The organism is Thiomicrorhabdus sp. ZW0627 (assembly GCF_029767005.1).
Classification (GTDB): domain Bacteria; phylum Pseudomonadota; class Gammaproteobacteria; order Thiomicrospirales; family Thiomicrospiraceae; genus Thiomicrorhabdus.
In genome coordinates, this window is record NZ_JARUQR010000003.1 from 61,153 (window position 1) to 76,848 (window position 15,696).

Sequence of the window (15,696 nt, forward strand, 5' to 3'; positions counted from 1 at the left end):
GGCCTACCTGATTCGCATAAAGACAGGCCTGTTTGGATTAATTTGAACTAATTTTAAGAACCTGAATGAAGACCTTTCAATAGCGCCAATAACATTGCCGTTACCGAATCTTCAGCAATAGCCACACCGACTGTCTTAGTTTGGTTTTGCTGCAGATAGACATAGGCCATCGCTCGAGCATTTTTACCAGCCGAAACATCATCAATCAAATGCAACGCATGTTCGGCATAATCAATGACATCCACCGCCTGACCGGTACGTTTCTGCCAAGCATCGCACAAAGCGCTGATTGTACCGTTGCCGATTCCTTCCCATTTTTCGCCGTCGATTTCAATGCATAGTTTTTCCTGGTCCCCTACACGATCCAATTTGTAATGGTCCAATTGAATATCGGATTGCTGAAGACCGTAGTGAGTTTCAAATGCAGCGTACAGTTCCTTATGGCTAATAACACCACCATGTTCTTCGGCCAATGCCTGAGCCACAGGAGCAAAATCCAATTGCATCCATTTAGGCAGGTTCAAACCATATTCTTGAGCCAATACAAACGCAGACCCGGCTTTACCTGACTGACTGTTGACGCGAATAATCGCTTCGTAATCACGTCCGACATCTTTTGGATCGATTGGCAGATAGGCCACATTCCACGGTGCATCCGGTTGCTGTTTTAGTAAGCATTTACGGATGGCGTCCTGATGACTTCCGGAATAGGCAGTATAAACCACTTCCCCAACCCAAGGATGGCGTGGATGGGTTTTGATCTGAGTGACTTCCTCAACTACCGGAATCCAATTGTTCGGATGCGAAAGATCCAATTGTGGATCGATTCCTTCACTGAACAGATTCATCGCTAAAGTGACGATATCCATATTCCCGGTACGTTCGCCGTTACCCAGCAAAGTTCCTTCAATGCGGTCAGCACCGGCCAATAAGGCCAATTCCGCCGCCGCTACCGCACAACCTCGGTCGTTGTGGGTATGAATCGAAATGATCGCCGATTCACGGTTTGGCAGATGCGTGATGAAATATTCAACCTGGTCGGCAAAACGGTTAGGCGAAGTGCTTTCCACCGTAGCCGGAAGATTCAAAATACATTTGTTTTCCGGTGTCGGTTGCCAAACATTCATGACCGCTTCACAAACTTCCACTGCGTAATCGGTTTCGGTCTGGGAAAAACTTTCCGGTGAATATTGGAATACCCACTTGGATTCAGGATTGGTTTCGGACGCTTTGGCAGCATATTCCTGCACCCATATCGCGCCCTGCACCGCCATTGCCTTAATCTCTTCCTTACTCTTTTCGAAAACGTTTTCGCGCTGTACTATCGAAGTGGTGTTATAAACGTGCACAACCGCTTGTTTAACCCCTTTCAAGGCTTCATAAGTTCGGGCGATCAAATGTTCTCGAGCCTGTACCAGCACCTGAATGGTGACATCGTCTGGAATCAAATTCTCTTCAATCAAACGACGGGTGAAATCGAATTCCACCTGACTTGCCGATGGAAAACCGACTTCAATGGTTTTGAATCCCATCGAGACCAACTGTTTCCAAAGAGCCAGTTTCTGATCGACCGTCATTGGATTAGCCAACGCCTGGTTACCGTCACGCAGGTCGACACTGACCCAAATTGGCGCCTTGGTCAGAAAATTATTCGGCCACTGTCTGTTTGGTAATTCCGGTGTAGGTGTACGGCGATATTTGATGGCATTCATTGTCGATTTCATTGGACTAAACTCTTGTGTGCAACGTTGCGGGTTTTTGATTGAAGATTATTGTACAAATTGAGCTGCCGAATTTTATTGCAAACTATTCTATATATTTATTAAATATTGCAACTTTATGCTTAAATATATAAAAAACTAACAATTAAAAACCAACTAGGTACGATATGCCATCAAATAATTCGAATTCTCTGGATCAATACGACAAAGCCATACTCAACGCCCTGCAAAATAACGGCCGTCTGTCCAACCAGGAAATCGCTGACCAGATCGGACTGTCTCCTTCCGCCTGTCTAAGACGTTTCAAGTCACTGGAAGAGTCCGGAATCATTCTTGGTTACCGTACCCTACTCGACGCCAAAAAACTCGGGTTAGACCTAATGGCTTTGATTCATATCTCAATGGACAAACACACCAAGGAACGATTTCAGGAATTTGAAAATAAAGTCCAGGCGTTACCTAACGTATTGGAATGTTTGCTATTAACCGGGCAGACAGCCGATTATCAGTTGAAAGTGGTGGTAAAGGATCTGGAAGCGTATCAGGATCTGCTATTGAACCATGTCACCCAGATTGAAGGGGTAAGCGGCGTACACACCAGTTTCGTATTGCGCAAGGTCATCGATAAAACCGCCATTCCAATCTGATTTAGAAACCTGACAGGCCTGTTCGATTTTTTTGCTGTTTTACCAGTTGAGAATTTTTCTATATGATTGAATAAACCATAAATCATTGAAAAATCATCATGATAACTTCCAAAAACAGCGCCAAAGCCATTATTCTGCAAGATCGTAAAATCCTGCTGATCAAGAAACAGTATGAGGACGGCCGGGTACATTACACCCTGCCGGGCGGCACACAGGAACCGGGAGAAACGCTTGAAGAAGCCTTGGTACGGGAGGTTTTTGAGGAAATCGGTGCAGAAATCATGACCAAAACAATGACGAAGGTTTACGAACACAGCCGCCCTTCCAGAAAACAACCCGACATTACGAAACATAAAATCGAGTTCGCTTTTCTATGCGAACTTAAAACGCCCTATACGCCACGAAATGGATTACATCCAGACTCGCATCAAGTTTCCGTAGAATGGATCGATATAGACAACCTGAAGACGCTGACATTAGATCCTGAACAATTAGCTGAGGTGTTACAACAGCTAACCATTCCGGATAATCCATTTTATTTGGGTCGTATTCAATAAAAACATTCCCGACAGGCCTGTCGAAATCGAATTTAAGCAAATATAAAAAAAGCGGCATTCAAAGCCGCTTTTTTTGTCGAAATGGTTGTTTTAGAACAATTCCGCATTAAGCATCATATGCACCCAGATACTGGCGAAATACCCCAATGCGATGACCGGCGTCCACTTCAAATGATTGAAGAAAGTGTACTGGCCTTTGGATTGCCCCATTAACGCCACACCGGCAGCAGAACCAATCGAAAGAAGCGATCCCCCTACCCCTGCGGTCAAGGTCACCAACAGCCATTGACCGTCGGCCATGGTTGGGTTCATCGTCAGTACAGCGAACATCACAGGAATGTTATCGACAATCGCTGACAGGAATCCGACCGCAACGTTAGCGTAAGTCGCACCCCAGTTGTGGTACATAACGTCCGAAGCCACAGCAAGGTAACCCAAAGTACCCAAACCGCCAACGGCCAAAATAACCCCAAAGAAGAACAACAGAGTATCCCACTCCGCACGGGCGATTTTGTTGAAAATATCAAAAGTAACCGGTCTGGAATTACCATGAATTGTCCCTTCCCCTTCGTTGCCGATCTCATAGGAGATCTCACCGGTTTTCTTCAGGTAATAAGCAAAGAACTGCAGATAAGCAAGTCCCATCATCATTCCCAATACCGGCGGCATATGCAGGAAGTTATGCATTGAAACTGCAGTAACAATCGTCATGAAAAACAGGAAGATAATACGTCTGGCACCACGACGCATATTGATGCTTTCTTCCAATGGTTCTGGTTTCTCTTTCGGAATAAAGAACATCATGAACAAAGCCGGAACCGTAAAGTTGACCAAAGCAGGCAAGAACAGATCAAAGAACTCATGGAACTGTAGGAGGCCTTTTTGCCAAACCATCAATGTTGTAATATCACCGAATGGACTAAATGCGCCGCCAGCATTGGCCGCAATTACCACGTTAATGAAACTCAGACTGACGAATTTCGGCGAATTGGAACCCACCGCCAAAATGACCGCTCCCATCAACAAAGCCGTGGTCAGGTTGTCCGCCACCGGCGAAATGAAGAATGCCAGAAAACCGGTGATCCAAAACAGCTGTACGTAAGAAAAACCTTTGGAAACCAACCAACCACGCAAAGCACCAAAGACCTGACGCTCCTCCATCGCGTTGATGTAAGTCATCGCTGCTAACAGGAACAGGAACAGTTCGGCAAATTCAAGGATGTTGTGTCTAACCGCCTCTTCAGCCGCATTCGGCATACCGTGTTGCGCCATCACATAGGCTATAATCGCCCAGATCAGACCTGCGGCCAAGATGACCGGCTTAGATTTACGCAAATGAGTGAACTCTTCCGTCATGACCAGGAAATAAGCCACGATGAAAATTCCAAGACTGACAAAACCGGCCCAATGGGTGGTGAGGTCGATCGAATTTGCCGTTTCGCTTGAAAAGGCCAATCCGGGTAATACCAATAACAGGCCTGCCACGACCGTTTTGAATACATTAAACATTACTTATCCTTAGACTAAAATCTGTACAATACAAATCAATTATTCTTTATTCTATATAAATTATTCTTAATTTAATAATCAAAAAGCGATAGATTACCGTCTAAATCGATGAGGAAACACAATGAAAGTTAAACTACTGAAAAAAGAGTATGAATTTTTCGCTCCATGGGAGAAAACCTTCAATAAAGTAGCGACCCCTTTCGAGGAATTCCTGCACAATCAAACTACCACCGGTCTGGTTTTAATGATCATGACGGTCATTGCACTGATTCTGGCTAACAGCCCTTTGGCAGAAGCTTATTCTCACCTATTCCATACTCACTTTACCGTTGCATTAGGCGAATTCGCCATCGACCATACACTTCACCATTGGATCAATGATGGCTTAATGGCTATCTTCTTCTTTCTGGTCGGTCTGGAAATCAAACGTGAAGTTATGGTCGGTGAACTTTCCGATCCAAAAAACGCGGTTTTGCCAATCGTGGCAGCTTTGGGTGGTATGGTTTTCCCGGCTCTTATTTTCTATTACATCACCCAAGGCACCCCTGCCGAAAACGGTTGGGGAATCCCAATGGCCACCGATATCGCTTTTGCAATCAGTGCCTTGGTTCTACTCGGTAAACGCGTACCGGCAGCCTTGGTGACTTTCCTAGTCGGTCTTGCAATTGTTGATGACTTAGGCGCGGTCACGGTCATTGCCCTGTTCTATACCGAACAGATCAATATGCCTTACCTGTTAGCTGCGTTTGTGTTCTTCGCGGTGCTGATCAGCTTCAACCGTTTTGGAATCCATAAACCGTTACCTTATTTCATCGTCGGCGGTTTCATGTGGGCGTCCATGCTAGAATCCGGTGTCCACGCGACCATTGCCGGTATTCTGACCGCCCTGGCGATTCCGGCCAAACCAAAATTCAATCCATCGTTCTTCCATGAACATATGAACACCTTAGTCAACGCCTATCAGAAAGAGGAAAGAAACGATCCCAACCATCAACTGTCCGACAACCAGAAATCGCTCGTAAGACAAATGGAAAAAGGGGTTCATCGTGTACAGACGCCATTAAACCGATTGGAACACGACTTGCACCTTCCGGTCGGACTGATCATCATTCCGTTGTTTGCATTAGCCAATGCCGGGATTGCTTTGAACTTCTCGGAAATGGGTGGGTTATTGACTGAACCGGTTACCTTAGGCGTCATGTTTGGTCTGGTGTTCGGGAAAGTAATCGGTATTGCTGGGGTTTCTTGGGTAGTGATTAAACTTGGACTGGCCAGACTGCCGACCGGTTCGACCATGAGTCAACTTTTCGGGGTTTCTTTCCTGGGGGGAATTGGTTTCACCATGTCGATCTTTATTGCCGAACTGGCTTGGGATACGCCGAATGATATGTTGTTGGGGGCAAAAACCGGGATTCTGGTCGCTTCCTTGGTAGCAGGCCTGTTCGGTTTCCTATGGCTGCGATTCATCGCCAAATCGGCAACGTCAAACTAATCAATTAGGTTAAAAACCAACAAATAAAAAACCAGGCATTGCCTGGTTTTTTTGTTTTAAAAATACAATGATTTTATTCAAAATCGAAATCATCTAATTTCGGTTGTGGAGGATGACCGTCATAAATCAGATTGGTTCGATATTGAAGGTAACTTTCACGCATGAAAATATAAGGATCCGGTTGGGTCTTTAATTGATCAATCAATGGTGTCGCTTTGGTATAACTGACAAAAGCATCTCCCAAGAAAATTGCATTACGGTTAATATCTTCATGAAGGAGTTTATAAGTCGGATCGTAACTGTTATCACCGATTTTTCCAAATAGGCTTCGAGTCGTGTAAGGCCCTAAAAACGGCAACATGATAAAGGAAGCTTCATCCCAAACGCCCCAAACATAAAGCGTTTGTCCCAAATCTTCTTTCTTCAATTCCAATCCAGCCGGTGTTGCGATATCCAATAGCCCTAAAAGACCAAATGTACTGTTTATGGTGAAACGCATTACACCTGCCAGACCTTCTTGAATCTTACCTTGTAGAAAGCTGTTGGTGAAATTCAAAGGCATAGTCAAATTACTGAAAAAGTTGCTGATGCCTGTTTGTGCCGGTTGAGGTACATAATTTAAATACGCTTTAGCGACCGGTTCGCCGATTAGGTCATGGAATCCCATATTGAATGCAAATATTTTTCGGTTGAAGGATTCATAAGGATCCCTGGCATTCATGGTTGGGGCATTGCCTGTTTGTTTTGTTTCAGGTTTGTAAACCAGATCCTCTTCCCAACCGGCCTGTACGTTTGAATAACCGAAAATTGTCAGAAAACTCAAACAAAGAATCATTAGATGTTTTTTCATATATTTCATTTTGATATTAATTTGAAGATGAACGAATTGTACAAGGAATTCGAATTTCTAACAGGGATTGTTTAAAACGTTCCAGTATTTCCTTTCTTGGAAAGCTCTTACGCCATGCTAGAGCGATTTTTCTCTTAGGAACGGGGTCAGGTAATGATTTGATCGTAAAAAGAGCCTCATCGCGTTCTGAGAGAGAACTACAAGGAAAAATAGAGATCCCTGCACCTGAAGCAACCATATAACGAATGGTTTCCAATGAACTGCCTTCGAATGTTTTCTGAAGACGGTCACTTTGATAATTCAGATGCATCAGGTTTGGAAATGCTTCGATTACTTGATCACGAAAACAGTGTCCGGCTCCCAATAATAAAACTGTTTCATCTTTGATTTTTTGTAAAACAATTTTTTCTTTAGAATCGTTTAAAGGATGTTCTTTCGGAACGACTAATTTGAACGGTTCTTCATAAAGCGGGAAGGTTTCAATATTGGGCTCTTCAAATGGCAATGAAAGAATCACCATGTCCAGTTCACCGCTTTGCAGTTTTTTAGCTAGCACGTGGGTGAAGTTTTCTTCAATGATCAATGGAACGTGTGGTGCGTGTTTATGAAATACGGGGATCAGTTTTGGTAACAGATAAGGGGCAATGGTATGGATTGCTCCAATCTTTAATTCGGATGAAAAATCGCCTTGCGCTTCTTTGGCGAGTTGTTTGATGTCTTTACTATGCTCAATGATTTCTTCTGCAATAGCAATGATTTTTTTTCCAATAGGAGTAACCAGTACATCTTGTTTGCGTCTCTCGAATAAGATGACTCCTAATTCTTCTTCAAGTTTTTTGATGGCGACACTCAAAGTAGGTTGACTGACAAAGCAAGTTTCAGATGCTTTGCGAAAGTGTTTTTCTTTTGCTACCGCTATGATGTATTTCAATTCATTCAGTGTCATATTGAAGCTTCTTAGTGGATGATGTTTACTTATTAAATATATATATTCTTTTTTATTTAATTCTTCTTTTTATTCTTCTTATGTTAATGGATACTGTTGATAAAAACGAATTTTTGAAACAAATCAATTCATTAGCTTGTTAATAGGCTGTGCGAATGCTTTTAAATAAGTGGGGTGGATAAGTGTGTGTGTTTTGTGGATAAAAATCAGGATTGGTAAAAAAAGCAGAGTTATCCACAAAATCTAACAAGTTATACACTTGGTTGTTGGCTTGTGGAATGGACGGTGATTATTCATAATGAAACCGTCTTTATATGACGCTATTTTACTATGATTTAGGATCAAAGAAACAAATGCATGACCCTTTACCTCAAATTGATTTGTTAGAGTTGTTTCAATCAAGACGCACCTGTTATCGGTTTGCTTCGTCAAAAGATTTTCCTGTGGCATTTCATACATTGGAAAACTGTTTGGAAGCCGCCAGATGGGCGCCTAATCATAAGTTGACCCAACCATGGCGATTCTGGCATTTAGGGACGAAGAGTCGGACAGTTTTAGCGGATATTTATGCTGAAAACCGGGCTAGTAAAAAATCGCTCGATGATTCTGAAAGTTATGACTGTTTCTATCAAAAAGCATTGGAGAAATTCTCGGCGATTCCTGAAATTATTTTGGTCGGTCAGGTACTATCGGAAAATCCTGTGGTTCAGAAAGAGGATTATGCCGCTTGTGCCTGCGCCATTCAGAATTTTCAATTGATGGCTTGGAATCAGAGTCTGGGTGTACAGTGGAGTACCGGCCCGATTTTGAAGGATCCGAGAACGTATCGATTATTGGGTATAGACAGTGACCGGATTGAATTGATCGGAGCCTTGTACATCGGTCATCGTGATCCCGACTGTAGCCAACCTAACGCCAAAAGAAAACCCATTGAAGAGATTCTGACTCGATTGGATTAATCGATTAGAAATTAAGCGGTTCTTCTTCTTCGATTAACAGGTCTTTATCTTCTTGCAGCGAGCTACGGATACTCTTTTTGAACAGTAATTTATTTTGTACGGCGCTTGGTAAGTCCGTAAAGCGAATTAAGTCTTTGTCGATTAATACGTCGATCAAATCCTCAATGACACGCACCATATTCAAATCTAAATTATCGAGGACGGTTTTGATTAGTTCCTCGCTGTGAGGAGAGTTTTGTAGGAAATTCTTTAGTTCAGGGTCAAACAGGCTGATTTCTTCCAGATTTGGGGCTGGAGCGAAATCGATCTCAATGATATTACCTTCGTCATTTCGTCTAATGAAAATCATAGCACTCTCTTCCTTAAGTTGTACCGATTGAACAAATGGTTTGATCGGGTGCGTTTAATCAATTATGGATTAATCCTCGATTTCAGACAATACGTTGCCTAAAAGTTCGGTTAAACGGTCATTTTGCGAGTAATCAACCGGACAGTCGATGACTGTGACCGTATTGGCTTTCAAAGCCGCTTGTAAGGTTGGTAACAATTGATCCGAAGATTCGATACGTACTCCTTCAGCACCGAAGGATTTCGCGTAATCGACAAAATTCGGGTTTTTAAAATCGATATAGGCGGAGCGTCCGAAACGGCGTTGTTGCTTCCATTCAATCAAGCCGTATTGACTGTCATTCCAGATCAAAATCACGATTGGTGTATTACAGCGCAGAGCAGTTTCGATCTCTTGTGAATTCATCATAAAACCGGCATCACCGGTAACCGCAACAACGGCTTTATCCGGATTGGCCAATTTAGCGGAAATAGCCCCTGGTACGGCAATTCCCATTCCTGCAAAGCCGTTGGAAATGATGCAGGTGTTTGGTAAATCACAACGGAACATACGCGCCATCCACATTTTATGAGCTCCTACATCGCAAATTGCGATATCAGCTTTTTTCATAGCGGTACGTAGGTCCCAGATGATTTTTTGTGGCAGCATCGGCCAATCTTCGCTCGTTGAACAACGATTCATTTCCTTAATCATGGCATCCCTGAGAGGAAAGTCGATCAAGGTATTATGTTGAGGTTCCGGAATTAGTTCTCCCAAAGCCGCCAGGTTACGACCGATATTTCCGATCAACTCGACTTCCGGAATGTAACTTTGATCAACTTCGGATTTTTTCGTGTCAATGTGGATGATTCGATGATTTCGTTTCGGATTCCATAGGTGAGGGTGGTACTCAACCATATCGAATCCAACGCAGATAACGACGTCTGCTCTGGCGAATCCGCCGTTTTCATAATCGCCTTTCTGTAAACCTGCAGAACCCATTGCCATGCCGTTTTTGAAGAAAGGGATGACGCCTTTGGCCATAAAAGTATTGACCACAGGAATGGAATGCTTTTCGACGAACTCCTGTAGATCCTTGCCTGCACGTGCTCTAACGGCTCCGTTACCGACAAGGATTAATGGGTATTTCGCACTTTTGATCAGTTCAGCAGCGGTTTCTAGCAGTTCTTTATCTGCCAGAGTCAAACGGTTGGCACTTCTCGGTAATGGCGTTTCATTGGTTTCCATTTCGGTGATGTTTTCCGGTAGGTCAATGAATGTCGCTCCCGGTTTTTCGGCTTCGGCTAACTTGAAAGCTTTGCGGACCACTTCCGGAATGGTTTCCGGCTCCAAGACTTGAGCCGCGTATTTGGTGATGGGTTTGAACATGCTAACCAGATCCACCACTTGATGAGATTCTTTGTGCATTCGAGTTGTAGCGGCTTGTCCGGCGATTGCGACCAATGGTGCATTGTCCATATTGGCGTCTGCTACGCCGGTTACAAGGTTAGTGGCACCAGGCCCTAATGTAGATAAGCAAACCCCGGCACGACCCGTTAAACGGCCGTATACGTCAGCCATGAAAGCCGCACCTTGTTCATGTCGGGTAGTGATGAATTCAATTTTGGAATCCAGTAGGGCATCCATGATGTCCAGGTTTTCTTCACCGGGAATTCCAAAAATGTATTCAACGCCTTCGTTTTCCAGACATTGAACAAATAACTTAGCCGCTTTCATGCTGTCACTCGCTTTGTAATATTGAATTGTTTTTTATTTTAGGGGTAAAAATAACAGGCCTGTTGGAAATATGGAATCGTTTCTTACCAACTTTATCTGTTCAGGGCATGATATTTTATTAAATCGTTTATGTATACGATGAAATACTTAAAAATATTACGAATTGAAATATTTTTGAGTTATATAAAAAACCCCGAATGGATTGTTCGGGGTTTTGATAGGTAATGGGAATAATCGAATAAACTATTTATTCGTTAGATAATCGACCACGTTCCACATTCTTTTCTGGCTATGTGTCATCGGAACGTCGGTAATGTATTTGCCGTTCACAATGACCGCCGGTACACCGTCGATTCCGTAGGATTTAGTGACTTTTATGGCGTTTCGGACCAGTTGATCCACCTTAAAGCTATTGAATGTAGATTCAAAATCCTTTTCTTTTACTCCGAATTGAGTGAAGAATTTCGCGATCGCCTTGACTGTAAACAGAGGTTTTTTGTCCCTATGCAAAGCGTCAAAGAATGGGGTATGAGATTGCTTCAATACGCCCAGTTCTTTGGCTGTGTAGTACACCTTAGCCATGAAAATCCAGTTAGGATTGTTCAATACGGCCGGAACCTGTTCAAAATAAACATCTTCCGGTTTGGTTTTTAGCCATCCATGGATACTCGGTTCAAGATGGTAACAATGCGGGCATCCGTAATAAAACACCTCGGTGACTTGTTTATTGTGCGGTGCAATGGAAACCGGCTGGGGGATTTTTTTATATTCCACACCTTCTTCAAACCCAAAATCCTCTTGTTGCGCAATGGCGGCGTTTGAGAATAGGGCGATGAAAGCACCGGCAGCCAGTGTTTTTAACCAAGTTCTACGTAACATGCAAACCTCTAAATTAAGTTGAATCGATTCCAAACAGGCCTGTTACAGCTCACCATAAGAGTGTAGTCCGGATAGGAACATATTAACACCAAGGAAAGCAAAAGTAGTGACCAGCAAACCGATCAGAGCCCACCAAGCCATCGGTGTTCCGCGCCAACCTTTACTCATTCGGATATGTAACCAAGCCGCATAATTCAACCAAACGATCAATGCCCAAGTTTCTTTAGGATCCCATGACCAGTAACCCCCCCAGGCTTCAGCTGCCCACATCGCACCCAGAACGGTGGCGATTGTGAAGAAAGCGAACCCTAGAGAGATGGATTTATACATAAGGTCATCCATCAGTTCTAAAGAAGGCATTCGTTTTACAAAGCCGTTTTCAGGGTTCTTTTGAGCCAGTTTGGAAGAGATCAAATAAGCAAGACCAACCATTGCAGCGATTGAGAAACTACCGTATCCGATGAAGTTGGCCGGGACGTGAATCTTCATCCACCAACTCTTCAATGCAGGTACCAGAGGTTGGATTACATTGGCGCCCTTATCGAAGGTATACCAAAGGATAAACCCAACGGCAGCACTGACAACCAACATGACGAAACCACCCAGAGTACGGGTTTTGTATTTCTGTTCGTAGTACAGATAAATCAAAGCGGTGATTACTACGAATAGAATGAATACTTCATACAGGCTACTGACCGGAATGTGGCCATAATCCGTGTTGATGATGTAAGATTCGCGCCAGCGTACCATCATGCCGACCAGACCGAAAACCGCTGCAGTCCAAACCATGGAAGTAGCCACTTTACCAGTGAAGTCCGACTTTTGATAAAGTGCGAAGAAATAAGTGATGGTTGCTAAAACGAATAGGGCGTTCATCCACATGATCGCCGATTGGCTGGAAACCAGGTATTTGAGAAAAAACGCCTGTTCGTTAGCCGTGATGTGGTCTCCGTGCATCTGGTAGGTATAGATCGCTAAAAGACTCAATAGAGCGACGGCAATGGCGGCCGGCTGGAAGCTGCGCCATTTCATACCAAGCCAGATCAAACCGATGGTAGCACCGGCCAGAATGGTGTCTTCATAGTAGTCCATCAGGCTACCGTATTGATTCCAGGCGATTAAACTACTGGCAATGACAAAAATTGCCCAAGCAATGTTCCTTAAATCAAAGTACTTTTTTTCTGATGAATTGAATTCATTCGTCACGCTGTTAGTGTGCATGGTCAGTTACCTTTAATCAGTTTGTTTAACGGGCTGTTGAATTTGATCAACGAGCGCATTAAATTCAATTTCAGTTTCTGGCAGATGTTTTTTATCTCTGCCGGCTACAGTAATTTCGGTTGATTGGTTGTCGGTTGAATCACCGGATTGTTTGTTTTGGATATGCACCCAAATGCGTTTCTGGCGCATATAGAACAAAAAGAATACCCCGATTATAAGCATTGCACTCCCAAAATAAACCACATCTTTTCCAGGTGATTTTGTGATTTGCAATCCGGTCGATTGGATCTGTTTGAACGATTTCAGTTCGAAATACATTGGCGGTCCGAATCGAGACAGGCCGTTGAAGGCGTTCAGGGCATCTTCAAACCAACGTTTGTTGAAATCGGAAATATCCTGGTCATGTCCGATCTGTCTTCCTTCTTTTTTAAGAACTGAAAGGTAGAGGCTTTGTAATGCAAAACTGGTTTGACTGAAATAGTAGTCGGAAACCTTTTCTTGTTCTTCTTTAGGAACGTTTTTACTGACGAACTCTGAAATTCCATCAAATCCTTTCGAACGGAACAGACTTAACAACTGTCGCATCAAACGAATCTGAAGTTCGTAGGTTTTATCGGTGATCTGGTCAGTTTTAGGAAAAGATTCTGTCAGAATTTTATTGGTTTCGACCGGATTGTTGATCAAAGCCAGGAACTTGAAGAAACGGGTTTTTTCCTTATTAGCATCTGCTGGAATGAACAGGTAACGGAACGGTTCGCTGTTCATGGTACGGACACCTGTCATGAAGAACCAGCGGCCTTCCTGAAGGTTCGGCATCATGTAATTGTCGTATTCCCAAGCTTTTCCTTGTTCGTTACGGACTTTGAAGATGATCGACGGGCCGTTATTGTGGAACTTTTTACCGGTTTCAGCTTTTTCAGCTTCGGTTGCCGGCACCATGTTGAAGAGACGGAAGTCGTTGATTTCAACATTGAAGCGGCCAATTGGTGTTTTCAAAGGTTCGGTCTTATTAACGGCAGTTTTCAGATCGATTGCGTTTTCAACCGGTGATAGCAACGGATGCACCTTCAGGTTCAGAATGGAACCGCCGTCTCCGAATGAAGATTGGTAAATCGCATAGTTCTTATAGTAGAGCGGGTGATTGACGGCGATAGTCTTTTCGATAGGCTTGTCCAGGTCCGGCGCTGTCAGAATCAGATCACTTTCAAAGGATTTAGGCATTCCGGTATCGTAATATTCAATGCGGAAGTCTTTCACTTCAACCGTGAAAGGCAGTTTTTGAACCAGATAACCATTTTCATAAGGCAGGAACAACACATCGGTTTTTTGCCCTTCAGGTACATTCACCGTACCGCGGAAAGAGAGATTTTCAGGCCCCATCCAGGCTGTTTGCGGTACTTTGTCCAAAGAGACTGTACGGGTTTCAGGGACGAGTTTGCCGGTTAATTCACGGTATTTAAGTAAAAGGTTGCTGTCCAGTAGGGCGCCGATACAGATGACGATGATCGAAATATGGGTGAAAAAGTAACCCAAACGGTTCCATCTTCCTTTTAGGCCTGCAACGGTAACGCTGCCATCGTCGCGCTGGTGAATCTTGGTTTTATAACCGTTGTGCTTTAACAGGTTTTGGGCTCTTTGGACTTCACTTTCAAGGTTGCTTTCACTGTCGAATGTTGCATGGTTAGGCTGATGCTTTAGGGCGTTCAACGAAAGTTTTTCGTTGTATTGTTTCATGTCTTTGATGAATGTTGGCGTGTTGCGGGTAACGCAGACACTGGTCGAAAGCAGCAGGAACAGTAGAACCAGAACGAACCATGCGGCGCCATATACATGGAAAAGGCCTAAAGAATTGAAGACCTCGGACCAGAAAGGACCGAATTTGATGACGTAGTCCTGGGTGGTTTGGTCTTGTTTTAATACCGTACCGACTACCGAGGCGATGGATAACATCACCAACAAGGTAACAGCGAGGTTCATCGAGCCCAAAAAGTCGACAAGTACCTTGTTTTTCTTATGGTTGGAAGTAGGGTTTTTTGAAATATCTGCTTGAGTCATAAGTTTAAATTCTGGTTCAAGGCGACAAGACGGGCCTTCTTTGGCGCCAATAAATGATTTGAAAAAATAGTGTAGAGTATATACTTATGCAAACTATTGATAAAGTATTAAAGATTATTCTATGCAACACCCTCTATATCAAAAAGCGACTTACCTGAAAAGTGTCCCGACTTTGGCGTTATGTCCTGAAGACATTGGCTATGAAGTCGCTTTTGCCGGCCGTTCGAATGCCGGTAAATCAAGTGCCTTGAACGTGATTACTTCGCAGAAGGCATTGGCGCGTACCAGTAAGACACCCGGTCGCACACAATTAATTAACTTTTTTGAATGCGATCCGGAACGACGACTGGTGGATCTGCCGGGTTACGGATTTGCGAAGGTTAACATTAAGATCAAACGTGCTTGGGAAGCAGGTTTGTCGGAATACATCGAAAAACGTCAATGTCTGAAAGGATTGATTTTGTTGATGGATTCACGTATGCCGCCGACCGATATCGATTTGGTGATGTTGGATTGGACGTTGGACTTAAATCTGCCGGTGCACGTTCTTCTGACTAAGTCGGACAAGCTTAAAAAAGGGCCGGCTAAGGCCAATTTAATGAAGTTGCAGAAACTCCTGAAAGAAAATTATCCGCACGCAACTGCCCAATTGTTCTCTTCTTTGAAGCGTGATGGGTTGATTCAGGTCTGGAACAAATTGGACGAATGGATGGCTTATGAAAGGCCGGTAAAGGAAAATAAAGACGATAAAAAAGTGGCGGAATAAAAGTTCCGAAACAAAAAAGGCCTCATAAC

General features: G+C 43.5%; 14 protein-coding genes. 5 read left to right on the forward strand and 9 right to left on the reverse strand.

Annotation, left to right across the window (positions count from 1 at the left end; all coding sequences use genetic code 11):
* Positions 1 to 53: 53 nt before the first annotated feature.
* Positions 54 to 1,724 carry a 2-isopropylmalate synthase gene (locus tag QCB45_RS07755; RefSeq protein WP_279420336.1) on the reverse strand — a complete coding sequence of 557 codons (1,671 nt, stop codon included), beginning with the start codon at positions 1,722 to 1,724 and terminating at the stop codon, positions 54 to 56.
* A 164-nt stretch (positions 1,725 to 1,888) separates the two neighbouring features.
* On the opposite strand from QCB45_RS07755, the gene QCB45_RS07760 reads away from it, so the two are divergent.
* A complete protein-coding gene (locus QCB45_RS07760) occupies positions 1,889 to 2,368 on the forward strand; it encodes an Lrp/AsnC family transcriptional regulator (protein ID WP_279420337.1) in 480 nt (159 codons plus the stop codon).
* A 98-nt stretch (positions 2,369 to 2,466) separates the two neighbouring features.
* The gene (locus tag QCB45_RS07765) at positions 2,467 to 2,925 is read left to right on the forward strand and encodes an NUDIX domain-containing protein (protein ID WP_279420339.1); all 459 of its coding nucleotides are present in this window, start codon (positions 2,467 to 2,469) and stop codon (positions 2,923 to 2,925) included.
* Positions 2,926 to 3,015: 90 nt separating this feature from the next.
* Here QCB45_RS07765 and nhaD read toward each other — a convergent pair whose 3' ends face one another.
* Positions 3,016 to 4,434: a sodium:proton antiporter NhaD gene (nhaD, locus tag QCB45_RS07770; protein ID WP_279420341.1), complete on the reverse strand. Its 1,419-nt coding sequence runs from the start codon at positions 4,432 to 4,434 to the stop codon at positions 3,016 to 3,018.
* A gap of 121 nt (positions 4,435 to 4,555) precedes the next feature.
* Between nhaD and nhaA the strand changes: the two genes are divergently transcribed.
* A complete protein-coding gene (gene nhaA / locus QCB45_RS07775; RefSeq protein ID WP_279420343.1) occupies positions 4,556 to 5,926 on the forward strand; it encodes a Na+/H+ antiporter NhaA in 1,371 nt (456 codons plus the stop codon).
* Positions 5,927 to 5,999: 73 nt separating this feature from the next.
* On the opposite strand, the gene QCB45_RS07780 is transcribed toward nhaA, so the two are convergent.
* Complete coding sequence (locus tag QCB45_RS07780) at positions 6,000 to 6,776, reverse strand: VacJ family lipoprotein (RefSeq protein WP_279420344.1); 777 nt, start codon at positions 6,774 to 6,776, stop codon at positions 6,000 to 6,002.
* 16 nt (positions 6,777 to 6,792) lie between these two features.
* The gene (locus QCB45_RS07785; protein WP_279420346.1) at positions 6,793 to 7,722 is read right to left on the reverse strand and encodes a hydrogen peroxide-inducible genes activator; all 930 of its coding nucleotides are present in this window, start codon (positions 7,720 to 7,722) and stop codon (positions 6,793 to 6,795) included.
* Between the two features lie 353 nt (positions 7,723 to 8,075).
* Between QCB45_RS07785 and QCB45_RS07790 the strand changes: the two genes are divergently transcribed.
* Positions 8,076 to 8,681: a nitroreductase gene (locus QCB45_RS07790; RefSeq protein ID WP_279420348.1), complete on the forward strand. Its 606-nt coding sequence runs from the start codon at positions 8,076 to 8,078 to the stop codon at positions 8,679 to 8,681.
* Positions 8,682 to 8,685: 4 nt separating this feature from the next.
* Here QCB45_RS07790 and QCB45_RS07795 read toward each other — a convergent pair whose 3' ends face one another.
* The 5 genes from QCB45_RS07795 to QCB45_RS07815 form a co-directional block, all read right to left on the reverse strand.
* Positions 8,686 to 9,030: a hypothetical protein gene (locus tag QCB45_RS07795; RefSeq protein WP_279420350.1), complete on the reverse strand. Its 345-nt coding sequence runs from the start codon at positions 9,028 to 9,030 to the stop codon at positions 8,686 to 8,688.
* Between the two features lie 69 nt (positions 9,031 to 9,099).
* Complete coding sequence (locus tag QCB45_RS07800) at positions 9,100 to 10,746, reverse strand: acetolactate synthase large subunit (protein WP_279420351.1); 1,647 nt, start codon at positions 10,744 to 10,746, stop codon at positions 9,100 to 9,102.
* 243 nt (positions 10,747 to 10,989) lie between these two features.
* A complete protein-coding gene (locus tag QCB45_RS07805; RefSeq protein ID WP_279420353.1) occupies positions 10,990 to 11,625 on the reverse strand; it encodes a thiol:disulfide interchange protein DsbA/DsbL in 636 nt (211 codons plus the stop codon).
* Positions 11,626 to 11,667: 42 nt separating this feature from the next.
* Positions 11,668 to 12,846 (reverse strand): c-type cytochrome biogenesis protein CcsB, encoded by a 1,179-nt coding sequence (ccsB, locus tag QCB45_RS07810; protein ID WP_279420354.1) that lies wholly within the window; start codon positions 12,844 to 12,846, stop codon positions 11,668 to 11,670.
* A 12-nt stretch (positions 12,847 to 12,858) separates the two neighbouring features.
* A complete protein-coding gene (locus tag QCB45_RS07815; RefSeq protein WP_279420355.1) occupies positions 12,859 to 14,901 on the reverse strand; it encodes a cytochrome c biogenesis protein ResB in 2,043 nt (680 codons plus the stop codon).
* A 121-nt stretch (positions 14,902 to 15,022) separates the two neighbouring features.
* Here QCB45_RS07815 and yihA point away from each other — a divergent pair, with 121 nt between their 5' ends.
* Entirely contained in the window at positions 15,023 to 15,667 is a 645-nt protein-coding gene (gene yihA, locus QCB45_RS07820) for a ribosome biogenesis GTP-binding protein YihA/YsxC (RefSeq protein WP_279420356.1), read from the forward strand.
* Positions 15,668 to 15,696 lie beyond the last annotated feature (29 nt).